This window comes from Enterobacter sp. ku-bf2 (assembly GCF_001742765.1).
Lineage (GTDB): Bacteria > Pseudomonadota > Gammaproteobacteria > Enterobacterales > Enterobacteriaceae > Enterobacter > Enterobacter quasiroggenkampii.
Window position 1 is genome coordinate 330,096 of sequence record NZ_MDVW01000001.1, and the last position, 22,256, is coordinate 352,351.

The window sequence follows — 22,256 nt, forward strand, 5'->3', positions numbered from 1 at the left end:
GCAAGGGCTGACATGATGTCAGCCCTTATATTTTGCGAGGTCACTGTGTCGCGTTTATTCACGTCAGCCCGTCGGCGGCTTTATCATGTTTTATTCGATCCTGAAACGGTATCCGGGCGACGCTTCGAAGGTCTTTGCGGTTTATTTGCGCTCCTCAGCGTGGTGGTCATCTTTATTGAGTCAGGCGCCGGGACGCAATACCACCTGACGTTTGACGAATGGCATGTCTTTGTCTGGCTTGAGCTGGCGATAACACTTGTTTTTACCGCTGAATATCTGCTCAGAGTAATTGCCTGGCCCAACCCGGCCCGATATGTTTTCAGCTTCTGGGGATTTATTGATTTAGCCACCATTCTGCCGCTCTACGTCATGTGGCTGTGGCCGGAAATCAGCCTGAGCTATGTCTTTGCCTGGCGAGCGATGCGCGTTATTCGCGTATTACGTATTCTGAAATTACTGCGCTTTATGCCCTCACTGCGCGTGTTCTGGAGCGCTATCGTCAGCGCGCGGCATCAGCTTATTCTCTTCTACTCGTTTATTGCCATCGTCATGATCGTTTTTGGCGCGCTGATGTATCTGATAGAGGGGCCGAAATATGGTTTCACGACGCTCAATGCGTCCGTTTATTGGGCGATAGTGACCGTGACGACCGTCGGGTACGGTGATATAACGCCCCATACGCCGCTGGGCCGCATTGTGGCCTCAGTGCTGATTTTGATTGGCTATTCGGTCATTGCTATTCCGACCGGGCTTATTACCACGCACATGAGCAGCGCATTTCAGAACCGCAAGCAGCAGCGCAAATGTCCGGCATGTCACCAGGGTGAACATGACCTTAACGCGCGGTTTTGTAACCGCTGCGGAAGTGCGTTGCCGGAGTAAATAAAAAAGGCTGCAATCGCAGCCTTTTTTATTATTCGCGCCAGAGAATATGGCACAGCTTGTGGTCTTTCTCTCGACAGAGCAGGACGCGGGCGAAAATATCGTTAATCTCGCCACCGTCTTCATCGGCCAGCCCGATGACCACTTCGGCAAAGAAGTCAGGATTCAGATCGAAATCCACATGCTCAGCCCAGTCTTCTGAAGGGTCGAACAGTTCGGCACCGCCGCGCTCTTCGAACTGCAGATTAAAGAGGATCACGTCTGCGGGATCGAGGTTATCAACCGCCAGTTCGAGAAAAATGTCATAGGCCTGCTCGAGCGTTTCGTCTTCGGTCAGGCGATTGTTCAGATCCATTTCCATGATGACTACCTGTTTAACATCGTTGGGCACGTTTTACAGCAACGGACTAAAGAAGTAAAACAGTCGTTCGGCAATTCTCTGCCACAGCGGACGTTTTACCCACAGTCTGGCATCCAGCAGCCGCGAGCGGGAGATATAATCATCCTGCACCGCCGCGAGATCGCCGCCAAAGCCGGCATCATCAATAACCAGCGTGATTTCAAAGTTGAGCCACAGGCTGCGCATATCCAGGTTCACTGTCCCCACCAGGCTTAACTCGCCGTCGACAAGCACGCTTTTGGTGTGGAGCAATCCGCCTTCGAACTGATAGATCTTCACCCCTGCAGCCAGCAGTTCGCTAAAGAATGCCCGGCTGGCCCAGCCCACCAGAAGGGAGTCATTTTTGCGCGGCAAAATAATGCTCACATCGACACCGCGCTGCGCCGCGGTACAGATCGCGTGGAGGAGGTCATCGCTGGGGACAAAGTAGGGCGTCGTCATGATCAGGTATTCACGCGCCGAGTACGTCGCCGTCAGCAGCGCCTGATGGATCAAATCCTCCGGGAAGCCCGGCCCGGAAGCAATGGTATGAATGGTGTGACCGCTGGCCTCTTCAAACGGCATAATATTGCCGTCCGGCGGTGGCGGCAGAATGCGTTTGCCGGTTTCTATCTCCCAGTCGCAGGAGTAAACGATGCCCATCGAGGTGGCAATCGGCCCCTCCATTCGCGCCATCAAATCCACCCACTGGCCCACGCCCGAGTCCTGCTTGAAGAAGCGCGGATCAACCATGTTCATGCTGCCGGTGTAGGCAATATAGTTATCGATCATGATCATTTTGCGATGCTGACGGAGATCCATCCGGCGCAGAAACACGCGCAGGAGATTGACCTTCAGCGCCTCAACCACCTCGATACCGGCATTGCGCATCATGCCCGCCCAGGGGCTACGGAAAAATGCCACGCTGCCTGCGGAGTCAAGCATCAGACGGCAGTGAATGCCGCGTCGCGCCGCGGCCATCAGCGATTCAGCGACCTGGTCAGCCATCCCGCCAGGCTGCCAGATATAAAAAACCATCTCGATATTATGACGCGCCAGCTGGATATCGCGGATTAATGCCTGCATGACGTCGTCGGACGAGGTCAGCAGCTGCAGTTGATTGCCTTTAACACCACCAATCCCCTGACGGCGCTCGCACAGCTTAAACAGTGACGAGGCGACGCTGCTGTTCTCCTCGGCAAAGATATGCTTACAGGCCTTAAGATCGTTTAGCCACTTTGCGGTTGAGGGCCACATGGCGCGGGCACGCTCGGCGCGGCGTTTGCCGAGATGAAGCTCACCGAAAGAGAGATAGGCAATAATTCCCACCAGCGGCAGGATGTAGATGATCAGAAGCCAGGCCATGGCAGAGGGTACGGCTCTGCGCTTCATCAGGATGCGTAACGTCACACCCGCGATTAACAGCCAGTATCCTAAAATGACCAGCCAACTCACCACGGTGTAGAAGGTTGTCATAGGTAAAAAAATCCTTTTGAAAGCGTATTGTTATGAGTGTACGCATCAGGATTCATCTGGCAAATAAAAACGCCAGGTAAAAGCGCTGGTTTGCTGCCAGCATGGGTTTATAATGTCGCCTCTGTTAGAGAAAGAGTTGTAGACATGAAGCGCAGTAGAACAGAAGTAGGGCGCTGGCGCATGTTGCGACAGGTGAGTCGTCGCAAGGCTCGTTGGCTGGAAGCACAATCCCGCCGCAATATGCGTATTCACGCCATCAGAAAATGTGGAATGACCCGGCATCGCAACGCGTTGCTGTTCGCCGTCCAGGATATCTGAGTACCATGAGGGCACCGTAATGGTGCCCGCTGATTTTATAGAGTCTGATTTTTAGGAGTAGCGTATTTGCAGCGCTATTCCTGCTGTATTGAGCAAAAGGAGGGAGAAGAAGTGTTTGCGGAGTTTGGCGTACTGAATTTCTGGACGTATGTTGTTGGCGCGTTTTTTATCGTGCTCGTACCGGGGCCGAATACCCTGTTTGTGCTTAAAACCGGAATTGGACACGGCGTTAAAAAAGGGTATCTTGCCGCGTCGGGCGTATTTATCGGCGATGCGGTATTGATGTTTCTGGCCTGGGCGGGCGTCGCGGCATTAATCCAGACCACGCCGGTACTGTTTAATATCGTGCGCTATCTCGGCGCCTTCTATCTGCTGTGGCTGGGCGGCAAAATGCTCTGGTCGGTGGTGAACCGTCAGAAAAACGCGCATGAGAGCGGCCCCGAACCTGCCAGTATGATCATGAAACGTTCGCTGGTATTGAGCCTGACGAATCCAAAAGCGATTCTGTTCTACGTATCGTTCTTCGTTCAGTTCATTGACGTGAACGCACAGAGCACTGGCACCTCTTTCCTGATCCTCGCGACGACGCTTGAGTTAATCAGCTTCATGTACATGAGTTTCCTGATCTTCTCCGGTGCGTTTGTCACGCGTTATCTCAAAACGAAAAAGAAACTGGCAAAGCTGGGGAACGGGCTGATAGGGCTGCTGTTTGTCGGGTTTGCGGCGAGGTTAGCGTCGCTGCATTGATTGATGAAAGGCTCCTGCGGGAGCCTTTTTTATTCTGTTTGACAATCCCTCATCATTTAGTTGTATAGTACAACTAAATGATGAGGACACAACATGCACAGCGAAACCCCGGTAGTCAGTGTTATTCGACGTTCCTCGCGCCTGATGGTGCGAGAGTTAGGATTTATGGGGTCTACCCTGGCCTCAACGAATTACTCGCCTTCGGCCGTCCATACCCTTGTCGAAATCGCCCTGCGCCAAGAGATGACGGCAAGCCAGCTGGTGCAACTGCTGGGCCTGGAAAAGTCCAGCGTCAGCCGGATGCTGGCTCGCCTGATTGCCGCAGGCGAACTTGAGGAAGTCATTTCTGTTGAGGATGCGAGAGCAAAGAGCCTCAGGCTGACCGCGAAAGGTCACGAGACGGTCAGCAAAATTAATGCCTTCAGCAATGAGCGCGTGGTCACAGCAATAAAGCGTCTTGCTCCTGCCCAGCAGCAGACCATCTCTGAGGGGCTCTCTCTTTATGCCAACGCGCTGCTGGCATGCCGCGAGGCGGGCAACGATATGCAGCCCGACGAGCTGAAGATAGTGCAGGGGTATATCCCCGGCATGATTGGCCGTATCGCGGAGATGCATGGCAGCTATTATTCGCGGGAACATAACTTTGGTCGCTTCTTCGAGGCCAAAGTGGCTTCAGGGCTGGCCGAGTTCAGTGAAAGACTGGAGAAGCCCTGTAACCAGATTTGGCTGGCAGTACTCAACGACAAAATTGTCGGCTCGGTGGCAATCGATGGCGAGGATCTGGCGCCGGGTGAAGCCCATCTTCGCTGGTTTATTCTTGATGATGGCTGCCGGGGACACGGCGTGGGGAAAAAACTGCTGAATGAAGCGATGCGGTTCTGCGACAGTGTCGGTTTTTCTGCCGTGCACCTCTGGACGTTCAATAAGCTGACCGCCGCCCGGCGTCTGTACGAGTCGTTTGGGTTTACGCTGGTAAAAGAATGGGAAGGCGACCAGTGGGGGAGCCTGATTACAGAGCAGCAGTTTACCCGGTACAGAGGCGCGTAATCGCGCCTAAAAAAAGGCTCCTTTCGGAGCCGCTTTGGTATCAGAACACTTTCTTGTACGGTCTGACCGTCACTTTTGCATACACACCCGCTGCAACGTACGGGTCTGCGTCAGCCCAGGCCTGAGCGGCTTCCTGGGATTCAAATTCAGCAATAACCGTGGAGCCTGCAAAACCGGCAGCACCCGGATCGTTGCTGTCTACTGCGGGCATGGGGCCAGCGGTCAGTAATCGGCCTTCATCCTGAAGCAACTGCAAACGTGCCAGATGCGCAGGGCGCACAGACTGGCGTTTTTCGAGCGAATCAGCAACATCTTCAGAGTAAATCACGTAAAACACGGCGAAGCTCCTTAACCGGTAAAAGTGTCAGTTACGTTATGTGAAAGGGCAATCGACTGCAATGTAAAATAAAAACAATGTTAATACCCTGATCTGAATGCGCCTTTTTTGGCCTCTCAGGCCCTAAAGTTGCGCCAGAGCAAAGTGTCTTATTGAATATGATTGCTATTTGCATTTAAAATCAGGGTTCGGTTTTTTAACGTTGATGACTATGACTTCGATGACCCTTGATTTACCTCGCCGCTTTCCCTGGCCGACGCTGCTTTCTGTCGTGATTCACGGTGCCGTTGTGGCGGGTCTGCTGTATACCTCGGTTCATCAGGTTATTGAAATGCCCGCGCCCGCGCAGCCGATTTCCGTGACGATGGTATCGCCAGCGGATCTTGAACCGCCGCAGGTTGCCCCTCCGCCGCCACAGCCGGTGGCTGAACCGGAGCCAGAACCCGAACCCGTTCCGGAGCCACCGAAGGAAGCCCCGGTGGTGATCCACAAACCTGAACCGAAGCCAAAACCTAAGCCGAAGCCAAAGCCGGTGAAGAAGGTTGAAGAGCGTCCGAAACGCGAGGAACGTCCGGTTGAACCGCGCGCGACCCAGCCGGTAGAAAATGCAGCGCCTTCACGTCCGGTGATGAACAATACGGCAACGACGTCAAAGCCAACGGTTACCGCGCCAGCGGGCCCTCGAGCCGTAAGCCGCAATCAGCCTCAGTATCCGGCGCGAGCTCAGGCCTTGCGTATTGAAGGCCGCGTACGGGTGAAATTTGATGTCACTGCGGATGGCCGCGTGGATAACGTGGAAATCTTATCTGCGCAACCTTCTAATATGTTTGAGCGCGAAGTGAAATCTGCCATGCGCAGATGGCGCTATGAGCCAGGCAAGCCGGGTAGCGGATTGATCGTCAATATTGTTTTCCGCCTGAACGGCGGGGCGCAGATGGAATAAAAAAAGCCTCCGAAAGGAGGCTTTTTTTTGCCTGTCGATCAGGCCTGTGGAAGTTGACGAGGTTTACCCTCGCTGTCCACGGCGACATAAATAAACAGCGCTTCAGTGGCCTTATAACGTTGCCCAATCGGCTCAGAAGAGACTTTCTTCACCCAGACTTCGATATTGATGGAAATGGAGGTATTACCGCGTTTCACGCAGCGCGCGTAGCAGCAAACCACATCACCCACCGCAACCGGGCGCAGGAAGGTCATGCCGTCCACTCTCACGGTGACCACGCGCCCGTGGGCAATCTCTTTTGCCAGAATTGCGCCGCCCATATCCATCTGCGACATCAGCCAGCCGCCAAAAATATCGCCATTGGCATTGGTGTCAGCGGGCATTGCCAGTGTGCGTAAAACCAGTTCGCCCTGAGGGGCGTTAGTTGTTGTCATTGTTTTAACTCGTAACGGAAGACTTCAGGCGGGATGCTACTATGATTCGCGTGTGGAGAGAATAGACCAGAACGCCTGTCGTTGACGTTCTGGTCAGTCATTAATCAGTGGTTATCGTCCTGCGGCATATGGCGATAAATGTATACACCACTTAACAGCGTAAAGATAAGCGTCAGCGCGGTCAGGCCAAAGACCTTAAAGTTGACCCAGATATTCTGCGGCAGCCAGAAGGCAATATAGATGTTAGCGAGACCGCAGAGAATAAAGAAGACCGCCCACGCGATATTCAGACGGGACCAGACGTGTTGAGGCAGCGTCAGCTCTTTGCCCAGCATGCGCTGGATCAGCGGCTTTTTCATCACCCACTGGCTGATTAACAGTGCGCCTGCAAACAGCGCGTAAATCACGGTCACCTTCCACTTGATAAACTCATCGTTGTGGAAGAACAGAGTCAGCCCGCCGAAAACGGCGACCAGGACGAAAGTGACCAGCGCCATTTTTTCGACTTTACGATAGCGAACCCAGCTGTAAATCAGTACGACGGCGGTCGCAACGATCAGCGCAGTGGTCGCGGCATAAATATCGTACAGCTTATAAAAAGCAAAAAAGACCACGAGCGGTAAAAAATCAAGAAACTGCTTCATTCTGTGATTCCATCTTCTGAGCGGGGCGGGAGACAGCGATGCCCCCCGCCTCGGGATTACTGACGAATTAACATATACAGGCGGAACAGATAGACGAGCAGTACCGCTGAAATGAGATTGCTCAGCGTATTCGCCACCACGGCGCCAACATTAGGCGTTAAAACCGCAAAATTCGGTGCAAACAATAACAGCAGCGTTTTGGCCAGCAGCCAGCCGATCACGGCGGGCGCCACCAGACGCATATTAGCCCATGCCAGTCTGATGCTGCTGCGCATCGCGGTAAAAATACCCATCTTATCCTGCACGACCATTACCGGGGCAAATGAGAGCACGATAGCCAGTAATACCCCCGGCACCACGACCAGCATAATCCCCATCTGCACCAGCAGGGTGGTCAAAAAGATCAGGATAAACAGCTTAGGTAAGACCGGCGCGCTGGCACCAATCGCCCGTAAGGCGCTGACCCGGTGACCCGCCGATACCAGCTGAATCATCAGCAAAACGCCGCCCGCCAGAACCGCATTACCAATCAGGCCTGAGAACGTGGACGCGGCAGAAGCGCGCAGCAGAATTTGCTGCTGCTCCGGCGTCATGTTTTGCACCAGCTCAAACAACCCCACGCTACCCGCAAGATGGTCGCCCTGGCTCAGGCTGGCAATCTGTTCTTCACTCGGTGAGAACGCATGACCCAGCACCACCGTGATAAAGGCGCAAAGCAACGCGATCAGTAAAAAGGTAATGAACTGATTGCGGAAAAAGTTTCCCGTGTCACGGTAGACAGACTTCGCCGTGATAGACATGCACTCTCCTTGAGTATTGCAGGTGTTAATTAGCCGGCAATTGTACACCGGATGCACCTGCTGTGGCAGCATCAAGGCTTGTATGGAAAAGCATATCTTTGTAAAGCGGCGGTAATCCAACGCGGGCGCGGGCGCGGTTACAGGCTTCGTTGACCTGCCCATCTTCCCCCGACATGGCAAATTCCCGGCACGGGCTGGGGCGATCCTCATAGATGGAACAGCGGGTCGCGACCCCAGGCTCACCCTGTAGCGCCACACAGCGGGCCTGCTTTTGGTTCGTGCCGCTCATGCAGCGCAGAAAGGGGGTTAACGGCTCGGTAAGATGAACCGGAACGGTACCGCCGCCATCGCTGGCTTCGGCCCAGTAGAAAGAGACTCGAAAATACGCACAACAGGCTCCGCACGTCATGCACGGGTTAATATCACTCATGGCACACCTGCAAAAGAAGAACGCATCAAATCAACTTGTAAGAGCGATAAATTATCCAGCCGCCAGAGGAAGAGCAAGAGGGGGAAAAGGGAAAATTTTGTAACCGTGAAATGCCAAAAATTGACATGGAAACAACTTATTGGTTTTGGATGCGTAACAAAAAATTAATCCAGATCAATGAATGTTAAGTTACTGGTTTTAATGTGATCTGTGGCAGATCACTTATTACCCTTTTGTGAGTATATTCTCATCCGCGATTAAAACCACAACGATGGAGCGGATATGAAAAAATTAGCGGTGGCAGCCCTTGTATTAAGCAGTCTCTCTGGCGGCGCGTATGCGCATGAAGCAGGCGAATTCTTTATTCGTGCCGGTTCGGCTACGGTTCGCCCAACTGAAGGATCGGATAACGTGCTGGGAATGGGCGGTTTTAACGTCAGTAATAACACCCAGTTAGGTTTAACCTTTACCTGGATGGCGACGGATAACGTGGGCGTTGAGCTTCTGGCCGCAACGCCGTTCCGTCATCGCGTCGGTTTAGGACCAACCGGTGATATCGCCACGGTTCACCATTTACCGCCAACGCTGATGGCGCAATGGTACTTTGGCGACTCAAGCAGCAAGGTGCGTCCTTATATTGGCGCCGGTGTGAACTACACCACCTTCTTTGATGAGAAATTCAACGATACCGGTAAAGAGGCGGGTCTGACGGACCTCAGCCTGAAAGATTCGTGGGGCATGGCGGGACAGGTCGGTCTGGATTACCTGATTAATCGCGACTGGCTGATCAACGCCTCGGTCTGGTATATGGATATTGATACGGACGTACGCTTCAAGGCGGGCGGTCAGCAGCAAAGTATCAATACTCGCCTGGATCCGTGGGTGTTTATGTTCTCTGCGGGTTATCGTTTCTGATCCCCCGTCAAACTGGCCACAGGGTGGCCAGTTTGCTTTGCTCACATCAAAACGACGGATAAACTGGTCGCTCATCAAGCTTTACGCAGTGCCTCAGGATCGTTTCCCCATCATATAAATAGCTGAAAGCGTCGCTGGACAGGGAATGGAAGAGAATATCGCCGTTGGCAAACGGGATAATTTCAGTATCACCCGCACGTTTATGTCCCGCGCCGGTTTCAAAATGACCGTGCCACCGTTCCTGGGTGTGGTCATAAACGTGAAGAATAACCTCGACAAGTCCTCTTTGCGGACAATTAAGGCTCAGGAAAGTAGAAGAGAAATTCAGGGACAGCGCATGGAAGGGAATCAATAAGGCGAAAACCAGTAAAGCTCGTAAATACATCAAACCGCGAAAACCTCCTTCAAAAGGGAAATGAGATTTTACTTAAGTCAAAAATCACGTTTTTGCCGTGGATCAAGATGTCTTATAATTCAATACGATAAAGGCCCCTGACGAGGCCCTTAACGATCATTTTTGAATCAGATAGCGAATGGTTGGGCCATCCTGCTGGATATCCAGCACCGTATAACCGTGGTTTTTCGCATCCAGCGGTATGTTGTTGATGGACTGCGGGCAGTCGCTGACCACCTCCAGAATTTCACCTTTCTTAAGCTGCGGCAGCGCTTCAAGCGTAGCCACCGCCGGATATGGACAGGGCTCGCCAACCATATCCAGACGATAATCAGGCACAATCTCTTTCATGCTGCATTCTCCTGCGTTTCTGTTTTAACGCTCGCACGGCGGAAGAAACGTCTCTCCTGTGCGACGACCAGTAAAAAAGCGACCAACAGCAGAGCGTAGGTGACGAGCAGGCCGCCGAGAGGCCCGAAGGTATTCAGCAGGTTGACCTTGTCCCAGTTGGTGGCCAGGACGGGAGACACGTCATCCCAGTAGTACGCCAGGATCGTCGAGCCAATCACATTTCCCAGACCCACCCACCAGTAGTGCACCTGGCCTTCGACGGCGCGATACATCCAGCCGGTTTCACACCCGCCAGCCAGCACGATCCCGAAGCCGAACAGCAGGCCGCCAATGACCGCGTTAGGACCGGCCCACATGATTTTTGGTTCGACGCCCAGTTGAACATAGCTGAAGATGCCGATGGCGCTGACCGCCATCCCGGCGATAATCGCTTTCGCCATCATCGTGCGCCCGGTGATCCACATATCGCGAAACGCGGAGGTAAAGCAGATCTGCGCGCGTTCAATGAGCAGACCAAAACCCACACCGAACAGCATCGCCAGACCGAGCTTAGGTTGGTTCAGGGCGGTGCAGAGCGCCCATGCCACCATGGCGAAAAAGACCAGCATTCCGAGGCGAAAACGGCGGCGGGCCTGAGAGGGCTTCTGGGTTAACGGAGATGCTGCGCTGACTTTTGTCATTTTCACTGGAATACGAAACAGCGGCAGCAGGGTGAATTTTGCGCCAAAGTAAGAGCCGATGGCCGTGGCGACGGCAAAGAACCAGGCGTGAAGCGAAAACTGCGGGATCCCGGTAAAGAAGGCGGCAAGGTTACACCCCATCGCCAGACGCGCGCCGAATCCGGCAATCATGCCGCCGACAACCGCCTGCACAATGCGGATCCGGCTTTTGGGCATACGCAACTTAACGTTGTTTGCCCACAGCGCGGCAGCGAAGCAGCCGCCGAACATGCCGATGATCATCATCCCGTCAATACGGGTGAGGGGCGTACCGTCGAGGTGGATGAGCTTAAAGTATCCCCACTCTTCGGCGTGCACGCCTGCGAGCTGCAGCAGCTGTCCACCCCAGCGGGTAAACTCGCCGGTCACGGCCCAGAAGGTGCCGGTAATGCCAAAATAATAAGTAGAGAGAATGCCTGCCGCGATAACGGCCGGAACGGGTGACCAGAACTTAACCAGGTAAGCCTGTTTGAAGGATTGCCATGACATGAATAAGCCTCTGAACTCAGAAGGATTAAAGATAAAAAAGAGTCCAGATCATACGCTTACATGACGGTTTGAAAAGCCATTCACACCGAAAATATCGAAAGGATCAATTTTAACGTCATCCTTTGTTGATGGCGGGGAATAAAGGGTAACCGTCTGGCAGGGATGCCAGACGGTGGAGGGGTCAGGCTTTACGCGTCGCCGCCTTCATGGCGGTCACAAACGCCTTCAGCTCGGCCAGCATCTGCTCGGGCTTGTCCACGTTCTTCTCGATGATCTTCACAATCGCAGAGCCGGAAATGGCACCCGCAGCCTTCGCGTCAATCGCCGCGGTGACTTGATCCGGAGAGGAGATCCCGAAGCCCTGCAGCGGCGGTGCGGCATGGTACTCGGCCAGCTTCTCCACCAGATGATGCAGCGGCAATGCGGCCTTATTCTCGGCACCGGTCACGCCTGCGCGGGAGAGCAGGTAGGTATAACCGCGCCCGTAAGAGGCAATCTGGCGCAGCAGCTCATCGTCCGCGTTTGGCGGGCAGATGAAAATAGGGGCGACATTGTGACGCATCGCAGCCTGGCGGAACGGCGCGGACTCTTCAACCGGCACGTCGGCGACCAGAACGGAGTCGACACCCACACGTGCGCACTCGGCGTAAAATTCATCGATACCGCGGTTGAACACCAGATTGGCGTACATCAGCAGGCCAATCGGGATAGTGGGGTGCTTCTGACGGATCGCCGCCAGCATCTCGAAGCACTGGGTCGGCGTGACGCCCGAGGCAAATGCGCGCAGCGTCGCATTCTGGATGGTCGGGCCATCCGCCAGCGGGTCAGAGAACGGGATCCCCAGCTCCAGCGCATCGGCACCGGCTTCAATCAGGGTGTCGATGATCTTCAGCGACTGTTCAGGGCCCGGATCGCCCAGGGTGACGAAGGGAACGAACGCGCCTTCCTGGCGGGATTTCAGTTCTGCAAATACGTTATCGTAGCGTTCCATCAGATTTCCCCTCGTGCTTTCAGAATATCGTGAACGGTGAAGATATCTTTGTCACCGCGTCCGGAAAGGTTGACCACCAGCAGCTGCTCTTTTTCCGGATTGTCTTTCATCATTTTCAGCGCATGGGCCAGAGCGTGTGAAGACTCCAGCGCCGGGATGATCCCTTCGCTGCGGCACAGCGTTTTGAACGCTTCCAGCGCTTCGTCATCGGTAATGGAGACATAGTCCGCACGACCAGTGCTGTTCAGATAGGCGTGCTGCGGCCCGACGGATGGGAAGTCGAGGCCGGCAGAGATAGAGTAAGACTCTTCAATCTGGCCTTCATCGGTCTGCATCATCGGGGATTTCATGCCGAAGTAGATCCCCACGCGGCCATGCTTCAGCGGCGCGCCGTGTTCACCCGATTCAATGCCGTGACCCGCAGGCTCGACGCCAATCAGACCCACGCTGGTGTCGTCGATAAAGTCTGCGAACATGCCGATGGCGTTAGATCCGCCGCCGACGCAGGCGATGACCGCATCCGGCAGACGACCCTCTTTTTCGAGGATCTGCGCTTTGGTCTCTTCCCCGATCATGCGCTGGAATTCACGCACGATGGTCGGGAACGGGTGCGGGCCCGCCGCGGTACCGAGCATATAGTGCGCGGTTTCGTAGCTGCCAGACCAGTCGCGCAGCGCTTCGTTACAGGCATCCTTCAGCGTCGCGGAGCCGCTGTGCACCGGGATCACTTCTGCACCCATCAGACGCATACGGAAAACGTTTGGAGACTGACGCTCAACGTCTTTCGCCCCCATATAGATGCGGCATTTCAGACCGAGCAGGGCGCTGGCGAGCGCCGAGGCCACGCCGTGCTGGCCTGCGCCGGTTTCGGCGATGATTTCGGTTTTGCCCATACGCTTCGCAAGCAGCGCCTGGCCCAGCACCTGGTTAGTCTTGTGCGCGCCGCCGTGCAGCAGGTCTTCACGCTTAAGATACAGCGTGGTTTTCGTGCCTTCCGTCAGATTGCGGCATTTGGTCAGGGCCGTTGGGCGGCCTGCATAGTTTTTCAGCAGGTCGGTAAATTCGGCCTGAAATGCCGGATCCTTCTGTGCGCTCACAAACGCTTCTTCCAGCTGGCGCAGCGCGGGCATCAGGATTTGCGGGACGTACATCCCGCCGAACTCACCAAAATACGGGTTAAGTAATGTCGTCATCTTCTCTTCCTTAATATGCACGCAGAGTTTTAAAAACCGAGGCCAGTTTGCTGGCATCTTTAATACCCGGCTGGGACTCTACGCCTGAATTGAAATCGAGGCCTGCGCAGCCGGTTTTCGCGGCTTCTACACAGTTGTCCGGGCTTAATCCGCCCGCCAGCAGGACGTTGTCCAGCTTTTCGCCGTTCAGCAGAGACCAGTCAAAACGCTGGCCGGTTCCGCCCTGGCCGTTATCGAGGACGTATTTATCCACGTGGTTCAGGTTACGCGGGGGCAACGTATCGTCAACGCGTTGCGCTTTCCAGATCTGTACCTGCGGTGCCAGCGTGGCGCGCAGGGCATCGATATAGGCCTGATCTTCATCGCCGTGAAGCTGCACCGCACTCAGGGATAACGCGTCGGCTTTTTCAACCACCTCTGCGATATCTGCATTGCGGAACACGCCAACATAGCTGAGTGGTGCCGCGGCGATGACCTTACGCGCCTGCTCTTCGCTGACCGCGCGAGGAGAGGAATCCACAAAAATCAGCCCGCCATAAATCGCTCCGGCTTCATACGCGGCCTGGGCGTCCTGTTCACGGGTTAAGCCGCAGACTTTGTTTTCACCCAGCAGCACGCGACGTACTGCCGCATTGAGATCGTCATGTTCCATCATGGCGGAGCCAATCAGGAAACCGTTGGCGAAGTGGCTCAGCTCGCGCACCTGGGCGTAGCTGTTAATGCCGGATTCACTGATCACCGTGACGCCAGATCCCAGACGCGGCGCCAGCTGGCGCGTGCGGTTCAGGTCAATGGACAGGTCACGCAGATCGCGGTTATTAATGCCTACCACTTTGGCTTCCAGCGCAATCGCGCGCTCCAGCTCTTCTTCATTACTCACTTCGGTCAGCACGCCCATTTTCAGGCTGTGCGCGACGGCAGAGAGCTGGCGATACTGCTCGTCGTCAAGCACCGAGAGCATCAGCAGGCAGGCGTCAGCCTGGTAAAAGCGCGCCAGCCAGATCTGATACGGATCAATGATAAAGTCTTTGCACAGGATCGGCTGCGGCGCGATACCGCTGACGATCGGCAGAAAATCGAAGCTGCCCTGAAAATATTTCTCATCCGTCAGCACGGAGATGGCTGACGCATGATGCTTATAAATGCCGGCAATACGCGCCGGGTCGAAATCGTCACGGATAACGCCTTTAGACGGAGACGCTTTTTTGCACTCAAGAATAAACGCGGTGCGCGCACCCTGCAGGGCGTCATAGAAACGACGGCTGCTCGGGACGACGTCATTCTGAAAACTGGCAAGCGGCTGCTGTTGCTTGCGGGCTTCCACCCAGATGGCCTTATCGGCAACGATTTTGGCTAAAACGGTCTGCATTCTTTACCCTCTTGCCGCAAGTGCGGTAACGCGATCGTAAGCTGCACCGGAGCGCAGTACATCCAGAACTTTTTGAACGTTGGCCTTCAGGTCTTCCTCGCCGTGCAAACGCATCAGCATGGCGACGTTGGCAGCAACGGCGGCCTCATGGGCAACCTCTCCCTTACCTTGTAATAAGCGCGTCAGAATGTCACGGTTTTCTTCCGGGGTACCGCCGGCCAGCGCTTCCTGGTGATACGGGGTTAAACCAAAGTCAGCGGCTTCCAGCTGGTAGCTCAGGATTTCACCGTCGTGCAGTTCGGCTACCAGCGTCGGCGCATGCAGTGACACTTCATCCATTCCGCCGCTGTGCACCACAGCGGCACGCTGGTAACCCAGCACGCGCAGCGTCTCTGCAATCGGCAGGACCAGTTCCGGACTGTAGACACCGATCAGCGCCAGCGGCGGATGGGCCGGGTTGATCAGTGGGCCGAGCACGTTAAACAGCGTGCGGGTTTTAAGCTGCTGACGAACCGGCATTGCGTGGCGGAAACCGGTGTGATACTTCGGCGCAAACAGGAAGCAGACGCCCAGGTCATCCAGCGCTTCACGGGAACGTTCGGCGTTCATATCGAGATTAATGCCGAATGCCGCGAGTAAATCAGACGAGCCTGACCGGCTGGACACGCTGCGGTTACCGTGTTTCGCCACTTTCAGACCACACGCTGCGGCCACAAAGGCGCTGGCGGTTGAAATATTGATACTGTTGCTGCCGTCACCGCCGGTGCCGACGATATCGGCAAACGGATAGTCCGGACGCGGGAACGGGGCGGCATTTTCCAGCAGGGCCGTGGCGGCACCGGCGATCTCCTGCGGGCTTTCACCGCGGACCTTCATGCTCACCAGCGCGGCCGCCAGCTGTTCCGGCTTCAGTTCGCCGCGAACCACGGCGGAGAAGAGCTGGTGGCTCTCCTGCTGGCTCAGGGTTTGCGCCTGATACAGTTTTTCCAGAATCGGCTGCAGGGTGTTGGTCTGCTCCAGCTTCTGTAACGCCCAGTCGAGGGTCTGCTCCAGCAGGCGGGCACCGTGGGAGGTCAGGATGGATTCCGGATGGAACTGCATCCCGCAGACGCGATCCGCGTCGTGACGTACCGCCATCACCATCCCTTCAAACGAGGCGTTGATCGTCAGCCCGGCGGGAATGTTGCTGCCGACCAGCGAGTGGTAGCGCGCGACCGGGAGCGGATTCGGCAGCCCGGCAAACATCGCCTGGCCGTCATGTTCGATGCTGGACGCTTTACCGTGGAGGATTTCACCCGCCTGGCCAACGTAGCCGCCATAGGCTTCAACAATCGCCTGATGACCGAGGCAGATGCCGATAATCGGCAGCTTGCCGCGCATACGGGTCAGCAGCTCCGGCATACAGCCTGCTTCGCTTGGTGCGCCTGGCCCCGGAGAGAGCATCAGCACCGGGTTTTGCATGGTGGCCAGACGGTCAATCAGGGTCTGCGCCGGTACGTGGTTGCGATAGATAACGACGTTATGGCCATTCGCACGCAGCTGATCTGCCAGGTTATAGGTAAAGGAGTCGATATTATCGAGCAGCAGAATGTCAGCCATCAGAAAATCTCCTGTGCGTGGTGTGCGGTAGCAATGGCGCGAAGGACCGCACGGGCTTTACTGCGCGTTTCGTCAGCTTCAGACTGCGGAACAGAATCAAGAACAATCCCGGCACCCGCCTGGACGGTGGCAATACCGTCTTCGACATAGGCGGAGCGGATCACGATGCAGGTATCGAGGTCACCATGGGCGGTGAAGTAACCCACCGCGCCGCCGTAGCTGCCGCGACGACGCCCTTCGGCGGCGGCAATCAGCTGCATAGCGCGCACTTTCGGCGCACCGCTCAGGGTGCCCATGTTCATGCAGGCGCGGTAGGCGTGCAGCACGTCGAGGTCCTGGCGCAGCTCACCGACCACGCGGGAGACCAGGTGCATCACGAACGAATAGCGGTCGACTTTAGTCAGGTCCGCCACGTAGCGGCTGCCTGGGGTGCAAATACGAGCCAGGTCGTTACGTGCCAGGTCAACCAGCATCAGATGCTCGGAGAGCTCTTTATGGTCGGTGCGCATTTCCAGCTCGATGCGGCTGTCAAGATCGCGATCCAGCGAGCCGTCTGCGCGACGTCCACGTGGACGGGTTCCGGCGATCGGGTAGATCTCAATCTGGCGGCTGGCGGCGTCATATTTCAGCGAGCTTTCCGGCGAGGCGCCGAACAGCGTGAAGTCGTTGTCCTGCATAAAGAACATGTACGGGCTTGGGTTGCTCTTTTTCAGCACGTCGTAAGCGGCCAGCGGAGACGGGCAGGGCAGAGAGAAGCGACGGGACGGTACAACCTGGAAAATTTCCCCGGCGCGAATCGCTTTTTGCATCTGGCGAACCACGGCACCGTACTGATCGTCGGTCTGGTTCACATCGCAGGTCATTTTTTCCACGCGCTGTACCGGCAGTGCAGGTGGCGCTTCCGTCATCTGCTGCTGAAGCTGCGCGATGCGGTGCTCAAGACGGTTTTTCTCAGCGGTCGAAGGCGTGAACAGGCTGGCCTGGATACGGGTGTACTGTTTCTGATGGTCGATCACCAGCAGGGTTTCGGCCAGATAGAAGCAATAGTCCGGGCAGCGATTGCCCTGGTCGGTTTCCGGTAAATCTTCAAATCCGGCGACCAGGTCGTAGGCAAACAGCCCGCCAAAGAACATCGCTTCACGCTCATCGTGTGGAACGGTAACCAGGTTCTGCAGCAGGCGGAAGGCATCGAAGACGGAAAGGGAGCACAGGCGCGCGTCTTCATCCAGCAACTGGCTAACCGGCGGGAAATGCAGAATACGCATTTCTGGATGACGTTCGTTTTCGATGCCTGAAGGCAGGGCGGCATCCAGCAGTGGCAGCAGCGAGGCGCCGTTGTCTGATAAGGCCTTGATTGTGACAGTGTCACCTAGAGCGGTAATGCGCAACGCGCTGTCGACCAGCAGCAGGCTTTTGAGATCGTCCTTGCTGTCAATGTCCGCAGATTCCAGCAGCAGCGTTGCCGGGCGTGCCCCGCACACCTGATGAAACAGCGCGGTCGGGTTGTGGCGATAGGCCGCCTCGCAGGTCAGCAATTCGAGATGGGGTTTGGCTGTTTGCATGTTGGTGTTCTCATTTATTCTGTTCAAAAAAAAGCCCGCTGGGTAGCGGGCGGGTATCTGTTTGCATTTCGCAGACGCGTGACACTGCCCGATGATCAGGAAGTACGCCACCAACCGTGCAGAGTGAAATGTGCTGTCATTTTCAGATACCTTTCTCGTGTGAACTTGCGTACTAGTTAACTAGTTCGATGGCGTATTGTCAACCCTTGATTTCAGAATTTCGATATAAGTCGGTATCATGATGGTTTCGGATGTCTCCAACCTGTTATGGGAAGTGCTTTGAGCGATACCACCTACGCTATTATTTATGATTTACACAGCCATACTCAGGCCTCTGATGGCCTGCTGACACCCGAAGCTCTGGTTCATCGTGCCGTTGAAATGCGCGTCGGTACGCTGGCGATAACCGATCACGATACGACGGATGCCATTCCGGCGGCGCGCGCCGAGATCGCCCGCAGCGGGCTGGCGCTTAATCTGGTCTCCGGTGTCGAAATTTCGACCGTCTGGGAAAACCATGAGATTCATATCGTTGGCCTGAACATCAATATAGACCATCCGGCACTGACTGCTTTTTTGCAAGAACAAAAAACGCGCCGCAACCAGCGCGCAGAGATGATCGGCGAGCGTCTGGAAAAGGCGCATATTCCGGGCGCACTGGAAGGTGCCCAAAAGCTGGCGAACGGCGGGGCGGTCACGCGCGGTCATTTCGCCCGTTTTCTGGTAGAGGCGGGTAAAGCCACGACGATGGCGGATGTCTTTAAAAAGTATCTGGCGCGCGGGAAAACCGGATACGTTCCGCCACAGTGGTGTACAATAAAACAAGCTATTGATGTGATTCATCATTCTGGCGGTAAGGCCGTGCTGGCCCATCCGGGGCGGTATAATCTTTCTGCTAAATGGCTGAAAAGGCTGCTGGCGCACTTTGCCGAAAACGGTGGTGAGGCGATGGAAGTCGCCCAGTGTCAGCAGGCGCCCAATGAGCGCGCGCAGCTCGCGACCTATGCCCGACAGTACGGTCTGCTTGGCTCACAGGGTTCTGATTTCCATCAGCCCTGCGCCTGGATCGAACTGGGGCGCAAGCTCTGGCTGCCCGCTGGCGTTGATCCGGTCTGGCAGCTCTGGGAACAGCCGCAGCAAATTGAAGAGAGGGAAGTATGAGTCAGTTTTTCTATATCCATCCGGACAACCCGCAGCCACGTCTGATTAACCAGGCCGTGGAGATCGTCCGCAAAGGCGGCGTGATTGTCTACCCGACCGATTCCGGCTACGCGCTGGGCTGCAAAATTGAAGATAAAGGGGCGATGGAACGCATTTGCCGTATTCGCCAGCTGCCGGACGGCCATAACTTTACCCTGATGTGCCGCGATCTCTCTGAGCTGTCCACCTATGCTTATGTGGATAACGTGGCGTTTCGCCTGATTAAGAACAACACGCCGGGTAACTACACCTTCATCCTGAAAGGGACGAAAGAGGTGCCGCGCCGCCTGCTGCAGGAAAAGCGTAAGACTATCGGCATGCGCGTGCCGTCGAACCCGATTGCGCAGGCGCTGCTGGAAACCCTCGGCGAGCCGATGCTCTCTACCTCGCTGATGCTGCCGGGCAGCGAGTTTACCGAGTCCGATCCGGAAGAGATCAAAGATCGTCTGGAGAAGGTGGTCGAGCTGATTATTCACGGCGGTTATCTCGGCCAGCAGCCGACCACCGTGGTCGACTTAACCGAAGATGCACCGGAAGTGATTCGAGAAGGCGTGGGTGACGTAAAGCCTTTCTTGTAATGGTATAAGCAGATATACTACGCGGCCATCAAAGCAGGGCTCAGCCCTCTTTTGACCTGATTCGACGCCTGTGAAGGCGACACCTGAGGAAGCTCAATGAGCGAGAAGTTACAGAAAGTGCTGGCGCGTGCCGGCCACGGTTCACGCCGTGAAATCGAAGCCATTATTGAAGCGGGCCGCGTGAGTGTGGACGGTAAAATCGCCACGCTGGGTGACCGCGTAGAAATCGTACCGGGGCTGAAGATCCGTATCGACGGTCATCTTATCTCCGTGAAAGAGTCTGCTGAACAAATCTGCCGCGTGCTGGCTTACTACAAGCCGGAAGGCGAGCTGTGTACCCGCAATGACCCGGAAGGTCGCCCGACGGTGTTTGACCGTCTGCCTAAACTGCGTGGCGCTCGCTGGATTGCCGTTGGTCGTCTTGACGTGAATACCTGCGGTCTGCTGCTGTTTACCACCGATGGTGAACTGGCAAACCGTCTGATGCATCCAAGCCGTGAAGTGGAACGTGAATACGCCGTGCGCGTGTTTGGCCAGGTTGACGAGAATAAACTGCGCGACCTGTCGCGTGGCGTTCAGCTGGAAGACGGTCCTGCGGCGTTCAAAACCATCAAATTTACCGGTGGGGAAGGCATCAACCAGTGGTACAACGTGACCCTGACCGAAGGGCGCAACCGCGAGGTACGTCGTCTCTGGGAAGCGGTGGGCGTGCAGGTTAGCCGCCTGATCCGTGTCCGTTACGGCGACATCCTGCTGCCAAAAGGCCTGCCGCGTGGGGGATATACTGAACTGGATCTGACCCAGACCAACTATCTGCGCGAGCTGGTCGGCCTGACGCCGGAAACCACCTCTAAAGTGGCGGTGGAAAAAGATCGTCGCCGCATGAAGGCGAACCAGATTCGCCGTGCGGTGAAGCGTCACAGCCAGGTGAGCAGCAACCGCCGCTCTGGCAGCCGTAATAACAACGGTTAATGTAAAAGCCCGGTGAAGACACCGGGCTTTTTTCTTTAGTAATCAATCCCCATTTGCGCTTTGATGCCCGCATCAAACGCATGTTTTACCGGACGCAGCTCGCTGACGGTATCTGCCAGCTCCAGAATATCCCGATGGCACCCGCGGCCCGTGATGATAACCGTCTGATGGGCGGGACGGTCTTTCAGTGCATTAAGCACGTCTTCCAGCGGCAAATAGTCGTAGGCGACCATATAGGTGATCTCATCCAGCAGAACCATATTGAGTGAAGGATCGGCCAGCATTCTTTTAGCGTGCTCCCAGACGGCCAGACAGGCTGCGGTATCGGTTTGGCGGTTCTGGGTGTCCCACGTAAATCCGGTCGCCATCACCTGGAACTCAACGCCGTGGGGCTCAAGCAGATTACGCTCGCCGTTAGGCCACTCACCTTTAATAAACTGGATAACGCCGACCTTCTGCCCGTGGCCGACGGCGCGTGTCGCCGTGCCGAATGCGGCCGTGGTTTTCCCTTTGCCGTTGCCGGTAAAGACGATGACGATCCCGCGCTCATCCTGAGCGGCCGCGACGCGCGCATCGACCTGTTCCTTCAGACGCTGCTGGCGCTGCTGGTGACGTTCTTCACTCATTGCGATATTCCTGGTTTACGGCCTGGCTGGGCGTCAAAGGTCATCCCGGTTTTGCGGCGGCTGTCGTCGCCCATTAGCCAGAGATAGAGCGGCATAATGTCTGCCGGCGTTTTCAGCTTCTGCGGATCTTCCGTTGGGAAGGCGCTGGCGCGCATTTTGGTGCGCGTACCGCCCGGGTTAATGCAGTTTACGCGCAGATGGCGGCTTTGGTACTCCTCTGCCAGCACCTGCATCATGCCTTCGGTCGCGAATTTTGATACGGCATAGGCACCCCAGTTTGCACGCCCCTCACGGCCTACGCTGGAGGAGGTGAATACCAGTGAACCCGAATCCGATTTGAGTAATAAAGGAAGCAGTGCCTGGGTCAGGAAAAACGTCCCGTTGACGTTGACCTGCATGACCTCCTGCCAGATCTCAGGATCCTGTTCATCCATCGGGCGAACTTCGCCAAGCAAGCCGGCATTGTGCAGCACGCCGTCGAGACGCGGATAATGGGTGCTGATGCGGTGAGCAAGCTCCTGACATGACGCGGGCGTGCAGGTGAGCAGATCGAGCGTGTACCAGCGAGCAGGAATCCCACCTGCGGCTTCAATCTCCTGCGCCACCCCTATAAGTTTTTCTTCGTTGCGGCCGGTCAGGATGACGCTCGCGCCATACTCAGCGTAGGTCAGCGCCGCTTCACGGCCAATCCCGTCGCTGGCCCCAGTGACAAGAATGATGCGGTTCTGCAGCAGATTTTTTTGCGGTTGATAATGCAAGGTGACTCCTCGGCGCACGGTGACTCAAAGACGCCTTCTTTTGTGACTTTTCGGCTTTATGCCCGAATTCGCCTGATAATTCAATCAGTCTACAGGACGCATT

The 22,256-nt window shown here is 55.7% G+C and carries 27 protein-coding genes and 1 other annotated feature; of the genes, 9 read left to right on the forward strand and 18 right to left on the reverse strand.

Going from position 1 to position 22,256, the window contains the following annotated elements; translation table 11 throughout:
• The first annotated feature begins 12 nt into the window (after positions 1 to 12).
• The gene (locus BFG58_RS01555; RefSeq protein ID WP_175430160.1) at positions 13 to 882 is read left to right on the forward strand and encodes an ion transporter; all 870 of its coding nucleotides are present in this window, start codon (positions 13 to 15) and stop codon (positions 880 to 882) included.
• A gap of 31 nt (positions 883 to 913) precedes the next feature.
• On the opposite strand, the gene BFG58_RS01560 is transcribed toward BFG58_RS01555, so the two are convergent.
• Both BFG58_RS01560 and cls read right to left on the reverse strand, forming a co-directional pair.
• Entirely contained in the window at positions 914 to 1,243 is a 330-nt protein-coding gene (locus BFG58_RS01560) for an HI1450 family dsDNA-mimic protein (protein WP_006810881.1), read from the reverse strand.
• 33 nt (positions 1,244 to 1,276) lie between these two features.
• Entirely contained in the window at positions 1,277 to 2,737 is a 1,461-nt protein-coding gene (gene cls / locus BFG58_RS01565; protein ID WP_008502791.1) for a cardiolipin synthase, read from the reverse strand.
• A gap of 144 nt (positions 2,738 to 2,881) precedes the next feature.
• Here cls and BFG58_RS23680 point away from each other — a divergent pair, with 144 nt between their 5' ends.
• The 3 genes from BFG58_RS23680 (at position 2,882) to BFG58_RS01575 (ending at position 4,849) form a co-directional block, all read left to right on the forward strand.
• On the forward strand, positions 2,882 to 3,055 hold the full coding sequence (locus BFG58_RS23680; protein WP_021240326.1) for a YciY family protein: 174 nt from the start codon (positions 2,882 to 2,884) through the stop codon (positions 3,053 to 3,055).
• Positions 3,056 to 3,166: 111 nt separating this feature from the next.
• Positions 3,167 to 3,802, forward strand: a complete 636-nt coding sequence (leuE, locus tag BFG58_RS01570) for a leucine efflux protein LeuE (protein WP_069719050.1) — start codon at positions 3,167 to 3,169, stop codon at positions 3,800 to 3,802.
• Positions 3,803 to 3,895: 93 nt separating this feature from the next.
• Positions 3,896 to 4,849, forward strand: a complete 954-nt coding sequence (locus tag BFG58_RS01575) for a helix-turn-helix domain-containing GNAT family N-acetyltransferase (protein ID WP_069719051.1) — start codon at positions 3,896 to 3,898, stop codon at positions 4,847 to 4,849.
• A gap of 40 nt (positions 4,850 to 4,889) precedes the next feature.
• Here BFG58_RS01575 and BFG58_RS01580 read toward each other — a convergent pair whose 3' ends face one another.
• Positions 4,890 to 5,186 (reverse strand): YciI family protein, encoded by a 297-nt coding sequence (locus BFG58_RS01580; protein WP_023327637.1) that lies wholly within the window; start codon positions 5,184 to 5,186, stop codon positions 4,890 to 4,892.
• A 220-nt stretch (positions 5,187 to 5,406) separates the two neighbouring features.
• Here BFG58_RS01580 and tonB point away from each other — a divergent pair, with 220 nt between their 5' ends.
• Complete coding sequence (gene tonB / locus BFG58_RS01585) at positions 5,407 to 6,129, forward strand: TonB system transport protein TonB (protein ID WP_023617069.1); 723 nt, start codon at positions 5,407 to 5,409, stop codon at positions 6,127 to 6,129.
• 38 nt (positions 6,130 to 6,167) lie between these two features.
• On the opposite strand, the gene yciA is transcribed toward tonB, so the two are convergent.
• The 4 genes from yciA to BFG58_RS01605 all read right to left on the reverse strand — a co-directional run bounded on the left by yciA (position 6,168) and on the right by BFG58_RS01605 (position 8,437).
• On the reverse strand, positions 6,168 to 6,563 hold the full coding sequence (gene yciA, locus BFG58_RS01590; RefSeq protein ID WP_008502796.1) for an acyl-CoA thioester hydrolase YciA: 396 nt from the start codon (positions 6,561 to 6,563) through the stop codon (positions 6,168 to 6,170).
• Positions 6,564 to 6,667: 104 nt separating this feature from the next.
• On the reverse strand, positions 6,668 to 7,207 hold the full coding sequence (locus BFG58_RS01595; RefSeq protein ID WP_069719052.1) for a septation protein A: 540 nt from the start codon (positions 7,205 to 7,207) through the stop codon (positions 6,668 to 6,670).
• A 56-nt stretch (positions 7,208 to 7,263) separates the two neighbouring features.
• A complete protein-coding gene (locus BFG58_RS01600) occupies positions 7,264 to 8,007 on the reverse strand; it encodes a YciC family protein (RefSeq protein ID WP_033145752.1) in 744 nt (247 codons plus the stop codon).
• A 25-nt stretch (positions 8,008 to 8,032) separates the two neighbouring features.
• Positions 8,033 to 8,437 (reverse strand): YkgJ family cysteine cluster protein, encoded by a 405-nt coding sequence (locus tag BFG58_RS01605; protein WP_032674935.1) that lies wholly within the window; start codon positions 8,435 to 8,437, stop codon positions 8,033 to 8,035.
• A gap of 282 nt (positions 8,438 to 8,719) precedes the next feature.
• On the opposite strand from BFG58_RS01605, the gene ompW reads away from it, so the two are divergent.
• Complete coding sequence (gene ompW / locus BFG58_RS01610) at positions 8,720 to 9,352, forward strand: outer membrane protein OmpW (RefSeq protein WP_032674934.1); 633 nt, start codon at positions 8,720 to 8,722, stop codon at positions 9,350 to 9,352.
• A gap of 46 nt (positions 9,353 to 9,398) precedes the next feature.
• On the opposite strand, the gene BFG58_RS22930 is transcribed toward ompW, so the two are convergent.
• The 9 genes from BFG58_RS22930 to trpL form a co-directional block, all read right to left on the reverse strand.
• Positions 9,399 to 9,737 (reverse strand): hypothetical protein, encoded by a 339-nt coding sequence (locus BFG58_RS22930; protein WP_083261444.1) that lies wholly within the window; start codon positions 9,735 to 9,737, stop codon positions 9,399 to 9,401.
• A 126-nt stretch (positions 9,738 to 9,863) separates the two neighbouring features.
• Complete coding sequence (gene yedF / locus BFG58_RS01620) at positions 9,864 to 10,097, reverse strand: sulfurtransferase-like selenium metabolism protein YedF (protein WP_003856774.1); 234 nt, start codon at positions 10,095 to 10,097, stop codon at positions 9,864 to 9,866.
• On the reverse strand, positions 10,094 to 11,305 hold the full coding sequence (yedE, locus tag BFG58_RS01625) for a selenium metabolism membrane protein YedE/FdhT (RefSeq protein WP_069719054.1): 1,212 nt from the start codon (positions 11,303 to 11,305) through the stop codon (positions 10,094 to 10,096). Before yedE ends, yedF begins: the two co-directional genes overlap by 4 nt.
• 181 nt (positions 11,306 to 11,486) lie before the next feature.
• Positions 11,487 to 12,296 (reverse strand): tryptophan synthase subunit alpha, encoded by an 810-nt coding sequence (trpA, locus tag BFG58_RS01630; protein ID WP_023312082.1) that lies wholly within the window; start codon positions 12,294 to 12,296, stop codon positions 11,487 to 11,489.
• Positions 12,296 to 13,489: a tryptophan synthase subunit beta gene (gene trpB / locus BFG58_RS01635; protein ID WP_024907111.1), complete on the reverse strand. Its 1,194-nt coding sequence runs from the start codon at positions 13,487 to 13,489 to the stop codon at positions 12,296 to 12,298. The genes trpA and trpB overlap by 1 nt, the downstream gene beginning before the upstream one ends.
• Before the next feature lie 10 nt (positions 13,490 to 13,499).
• Positions 13,500 to 14,858 (reverse strand): bifunctional indole-3-glycerol-phosphate synthase TrpC/phosphoribosylanthranilate isomerase TrpF, encoded by a 1,359-nt coding sequence (gene trpCF, locus BFG58_RS01640; RefSeq protein ID WP_063621874.1) that lies wholly within the window; start codon positions 14,856 to 14,858, stop codon positions 13,500 to 13,502.
• A 3-nt stretch (positions 14,859 to 14,861) separates the two neighbouring features.
• Complete coding sequence (gene trpD / locus BFG58_RS01645) at positions 14,862 to 16,457, reverse strand: bifunctional anthranilate synthase glutamate amidotransferase component TrpG/anthranilate phosphoribosyltransferase TrpD (RefSeq protein ID WP_069719055.1); 1,596 nt, start codon at positions 16,455 to 16,457, stop codon at positions 14,862 to 14,864.
• Entirely contained in the window at positions 16,457 to 18,019 is a 1,563-nt protein-coding gene (locus BFG58_RS01650) for an anthranilate synthase component 1 (RefSeq protein ID WP_069719056.1), read from the reverse strand. Before BFG58_RS01650 ends, trpD begins: the two co-directional genes overlap by 1 nt.
• Positions 18,020 to 18,044: 25 nt before the next feature.
• Positions 18,045 to 18,138: a sequence feature (Trp leader region), on the reverse strand.
• Positions 18,115 to 18,159, reverse strand: a complete 45-nt coding sequence (gene trpL / locus BFG58_RS24420) for a trp operon leader peptide (protein ID WP_106993556.1) — start codon at positions 18,157 to 18,159, stop codon at positions 18,115 to 18,117. It overlaps the preceding feature by 24 nt.
• A 139-nt stretch (positions 18,160 to 18,298) precedes the next feature.
• On the opposite strand from trpL, the gene rnm reads away from it, so the two are divergent.
• The 3 genes from rnm (at position 18,299) to rluB (ending at position 20,769) form a co-directional block, all read left to right on the forward strand.
• Positions 18,299 to 19,180: an RNase AM gene (rnm, locus tag BFG58_RS01655; protein ID WP_069719057.1), complete on the forward strand. Its 882-nt coding sequence runs from the start codon at positions 18,299 to 18,301 to the stop codon at positions 19,178 to 19,180.
• Positions 19,177 to 19,797 (forward strand): L-threonylcarbamoyladenylate synthase, encoded by a 621-nt coding sequence (locus BFG58_RS01660; protein ID WP_003856793.1) that lies wholly within the window; start codon positions 19,177 to 19,179, stop codon positions 19,795 to 19,797. The genes rnm and BFG58_RS01660 overlap by 4 nt, the downstream gene beginning before the upstream one ends.
• A gap of 96 nt (positions 19,798 to 19,893) precedes the next feature.
• The gene (gene rluB / locus BFG58_RS01665; protein ID WP_008502809.1) at positions 19,894 to 20,769 is read left to right on the forward strand and encodes a 23S rRNA pseudouridine(2605) synthase RluB; all 876 of its coding nucleotides are present in this window, start codon (positions 19,894 to 19,896) and stop codon (positions 20,767 to 20,769) included.
• Between the two features lie 35 nt (positions 20,770 to 20,804).
• Here the strand turns inward: rluB and cobO are convergent, their stop codons facing one another.
• Together cobO and BFG58_RS01675 are read right to left on the reverse strand one after the other, a co-directional pair.
• Positions 20,805 to 21,395 (reverse strand): cob(I)yrinic acid a,c-diamide adenosyltransferase, encoded by a 591-nt coding sequence (cobO, locus tag BFG58_RS01670; RefSeq protein WP_069719058.1) that lies wholly within the window; start codon positions 21,393 to 21,395, stop codon positions 20,805 to 20,807.
• Positions 21,392 to 22,153, reverse strand: a complete 762-nt coding sequence (locus BFG58_RS01675; RefSeq protein ID WP_069719059.1) for a YciK family oxidoreductase — start codon at positions 22,151 to 22,153, stop codon at positions 21,392 to 21,394. The genes cobO and BFG58_RS01675 overlap by 4 nt, the downstream gene beginning before the upstream one ends.
• Between the last annotated feature and the right edge of the window lie 103 nt (positions 22,154 to 22,256).

What these genes read in the sequence shown, in the direction of transcription:
- BFG58_RS01555 (WP_175430160.1), top strand. Translation starts at nt 13, where the DNA reads ATGATGTCAGCCCTTATATTTTGCGAGGTCACTGTGTCGCGTTTATTC.
- BFG58_RS01560 (WP_006810881.1), bottom strand. Translation starts at nt 1,243, where the DNA reads ATGGAAATGGATCTGAACAATCGCCTGACCGAAGACGAAACGCTCGAG.
- cls (WP_008502791.1), bottom strand. Translation starts at nt 2,737, where the DNA reads ATGACAACCTTCTACACCGTGGTGAGTTGGCTGGTCATTTTAGGATAC.
- BFG58_RS23680 (WP_021240326.1), top strand. Translation starts at nt 2,882, where the DNA reads ATGAAGCGCAGTAGAACAGAAGTAGGGCGCTGGCGCATGTTGCGACAG.
- BFG58_RS01575 (WP_069719051.1), top strand. Translation starts at nt 3,896, where the DNA reads ATGCACAGCGAAACCCCGGTAGTCAGTGTTATTCGACGTTCCTCGCGC.
- tonB (WP_023617069.1), top strand. Translation starts at nt 5,407, where the DNA reads ATGACCCTTGATTTACCTCGCCGCTTTCCCTGGCCGACGCTGCTTTCT.
- yciA (WP_008502796.1), bottom strand. Translation starts at nt 6,563, where the DNA reads ATGACAACAACTAACGCCCCTCAGGGCGAACTGGTTTTACGCACACTG.
- BFG58_RS01595 (WP_069719052.1), bottom strand. Translation starts at nt 7,207, where the DNA reads ATGAAGCAGTTTCTTGATTTTTTACCGCTCGTGGTCTTTTTTGCTTTT.
- BFG58_RS01600 (WP_033145752.1), bottom strand. Translation starts at nt 8,007, where the DNA reads ATGTCTATCACGGCGAAGTCTGTCTACCGTGACACGGGAAACTTTTTC.
- BFG58_RS01605 (WP_032674935.1), bottom strand. Translation starts at nt 8,437, where the DNA reads ATGAGTGATATTAACCCGTGCATGACGTGCGGAGCCTGTTGTGCGTAT.
- ompW (WP_032674934.1), top strand. Translation starts at nt 8,720, where the DNA reads ATGAAAAAATTAGCGGTGGCAGCCCTTGTATTAAGCAGTCTCTCTGGC.
- BFG58_RS22930 (WP_083261444.1), bottom strand. Translation starts at nt 9,737, where the DNA reads ATGTATTTACGAGCTTTACTGGTTTTCGCCTTATTGATTCCCTTCCAT.
- yedF (WP_003856774.1), bottom strand. Translation starts at nt 10,097, where the DNA reads ATGAAAGAGATTGTGCCTGATTATCGTCTGGATATGGTTGGCGAGCCC.
- yedE (WP_069719054.1), bottom strand. Translation starts at nt 11,305, where the DNA reads ATGTCATGGCAATCCTTCAAACAGGCTTACCTGGTTAAGTTCTGGTCA.
- trpA (WP_023312082.1), bottom strand. Translation starts at nt 12,296, where the DNA reads ATGGAACGCTACGATAACGTATTTGCAGAACTGAAATCCCGCCAGGAA.
- trpB (WP_024907111.1), bottom strand. Translation starts at nt 13,489, where the DNA reads ATGACGACATTACTTAACCCGTATTTTGGTGAGTTCGGCGGGATGTAC.
- trpCF (WP_063621874.1), bottom strand. Translation starts at nt 14,858, where the DNA reads ATGCAGACCGTTTTAGCCAAAATCGTTGCCGATAAGGCCATCTGGGTG.
- trpD (WP_069719055.1), bottom strand. Translation starts at nt 16,457, where the DNA reads ATGGCTGACATTCTGCTGCTCGATAATATCGACTCCTTTACCTATAAC.
- BFG58_RS01650 (WP_069719056.1), bottom strand. Translation starts at nt 18,019, where the DNA reads ATGCAAACAGCCAAACCCCATCTCGAATTGCTGACCTGCGAGGCGGCC.
- BFG58_RS01660 (WP_003856793.1), top strand. Translation starts at nt 19,177, where the DNA reads ATGAGTCAGTTTTTCTATATCCATCCGGACAACCCGCAGCCACGTCTG.
- rluB (WP_008502809.1), top strand. Translation starts at nt 19,894, where the DNA reads ATGAGCGAGAAGTTACAGAAAGTGCTGGCGCGTGCCGGCCACGGTTCA.
- cobO (WP_069719058.1), bottom strand. Translation starts at nt 21,395, where the DNA reads ATGAGTGAAGAACGTCACCAGCAGCGCCAGCAGCGTCTGAAGGAACAG.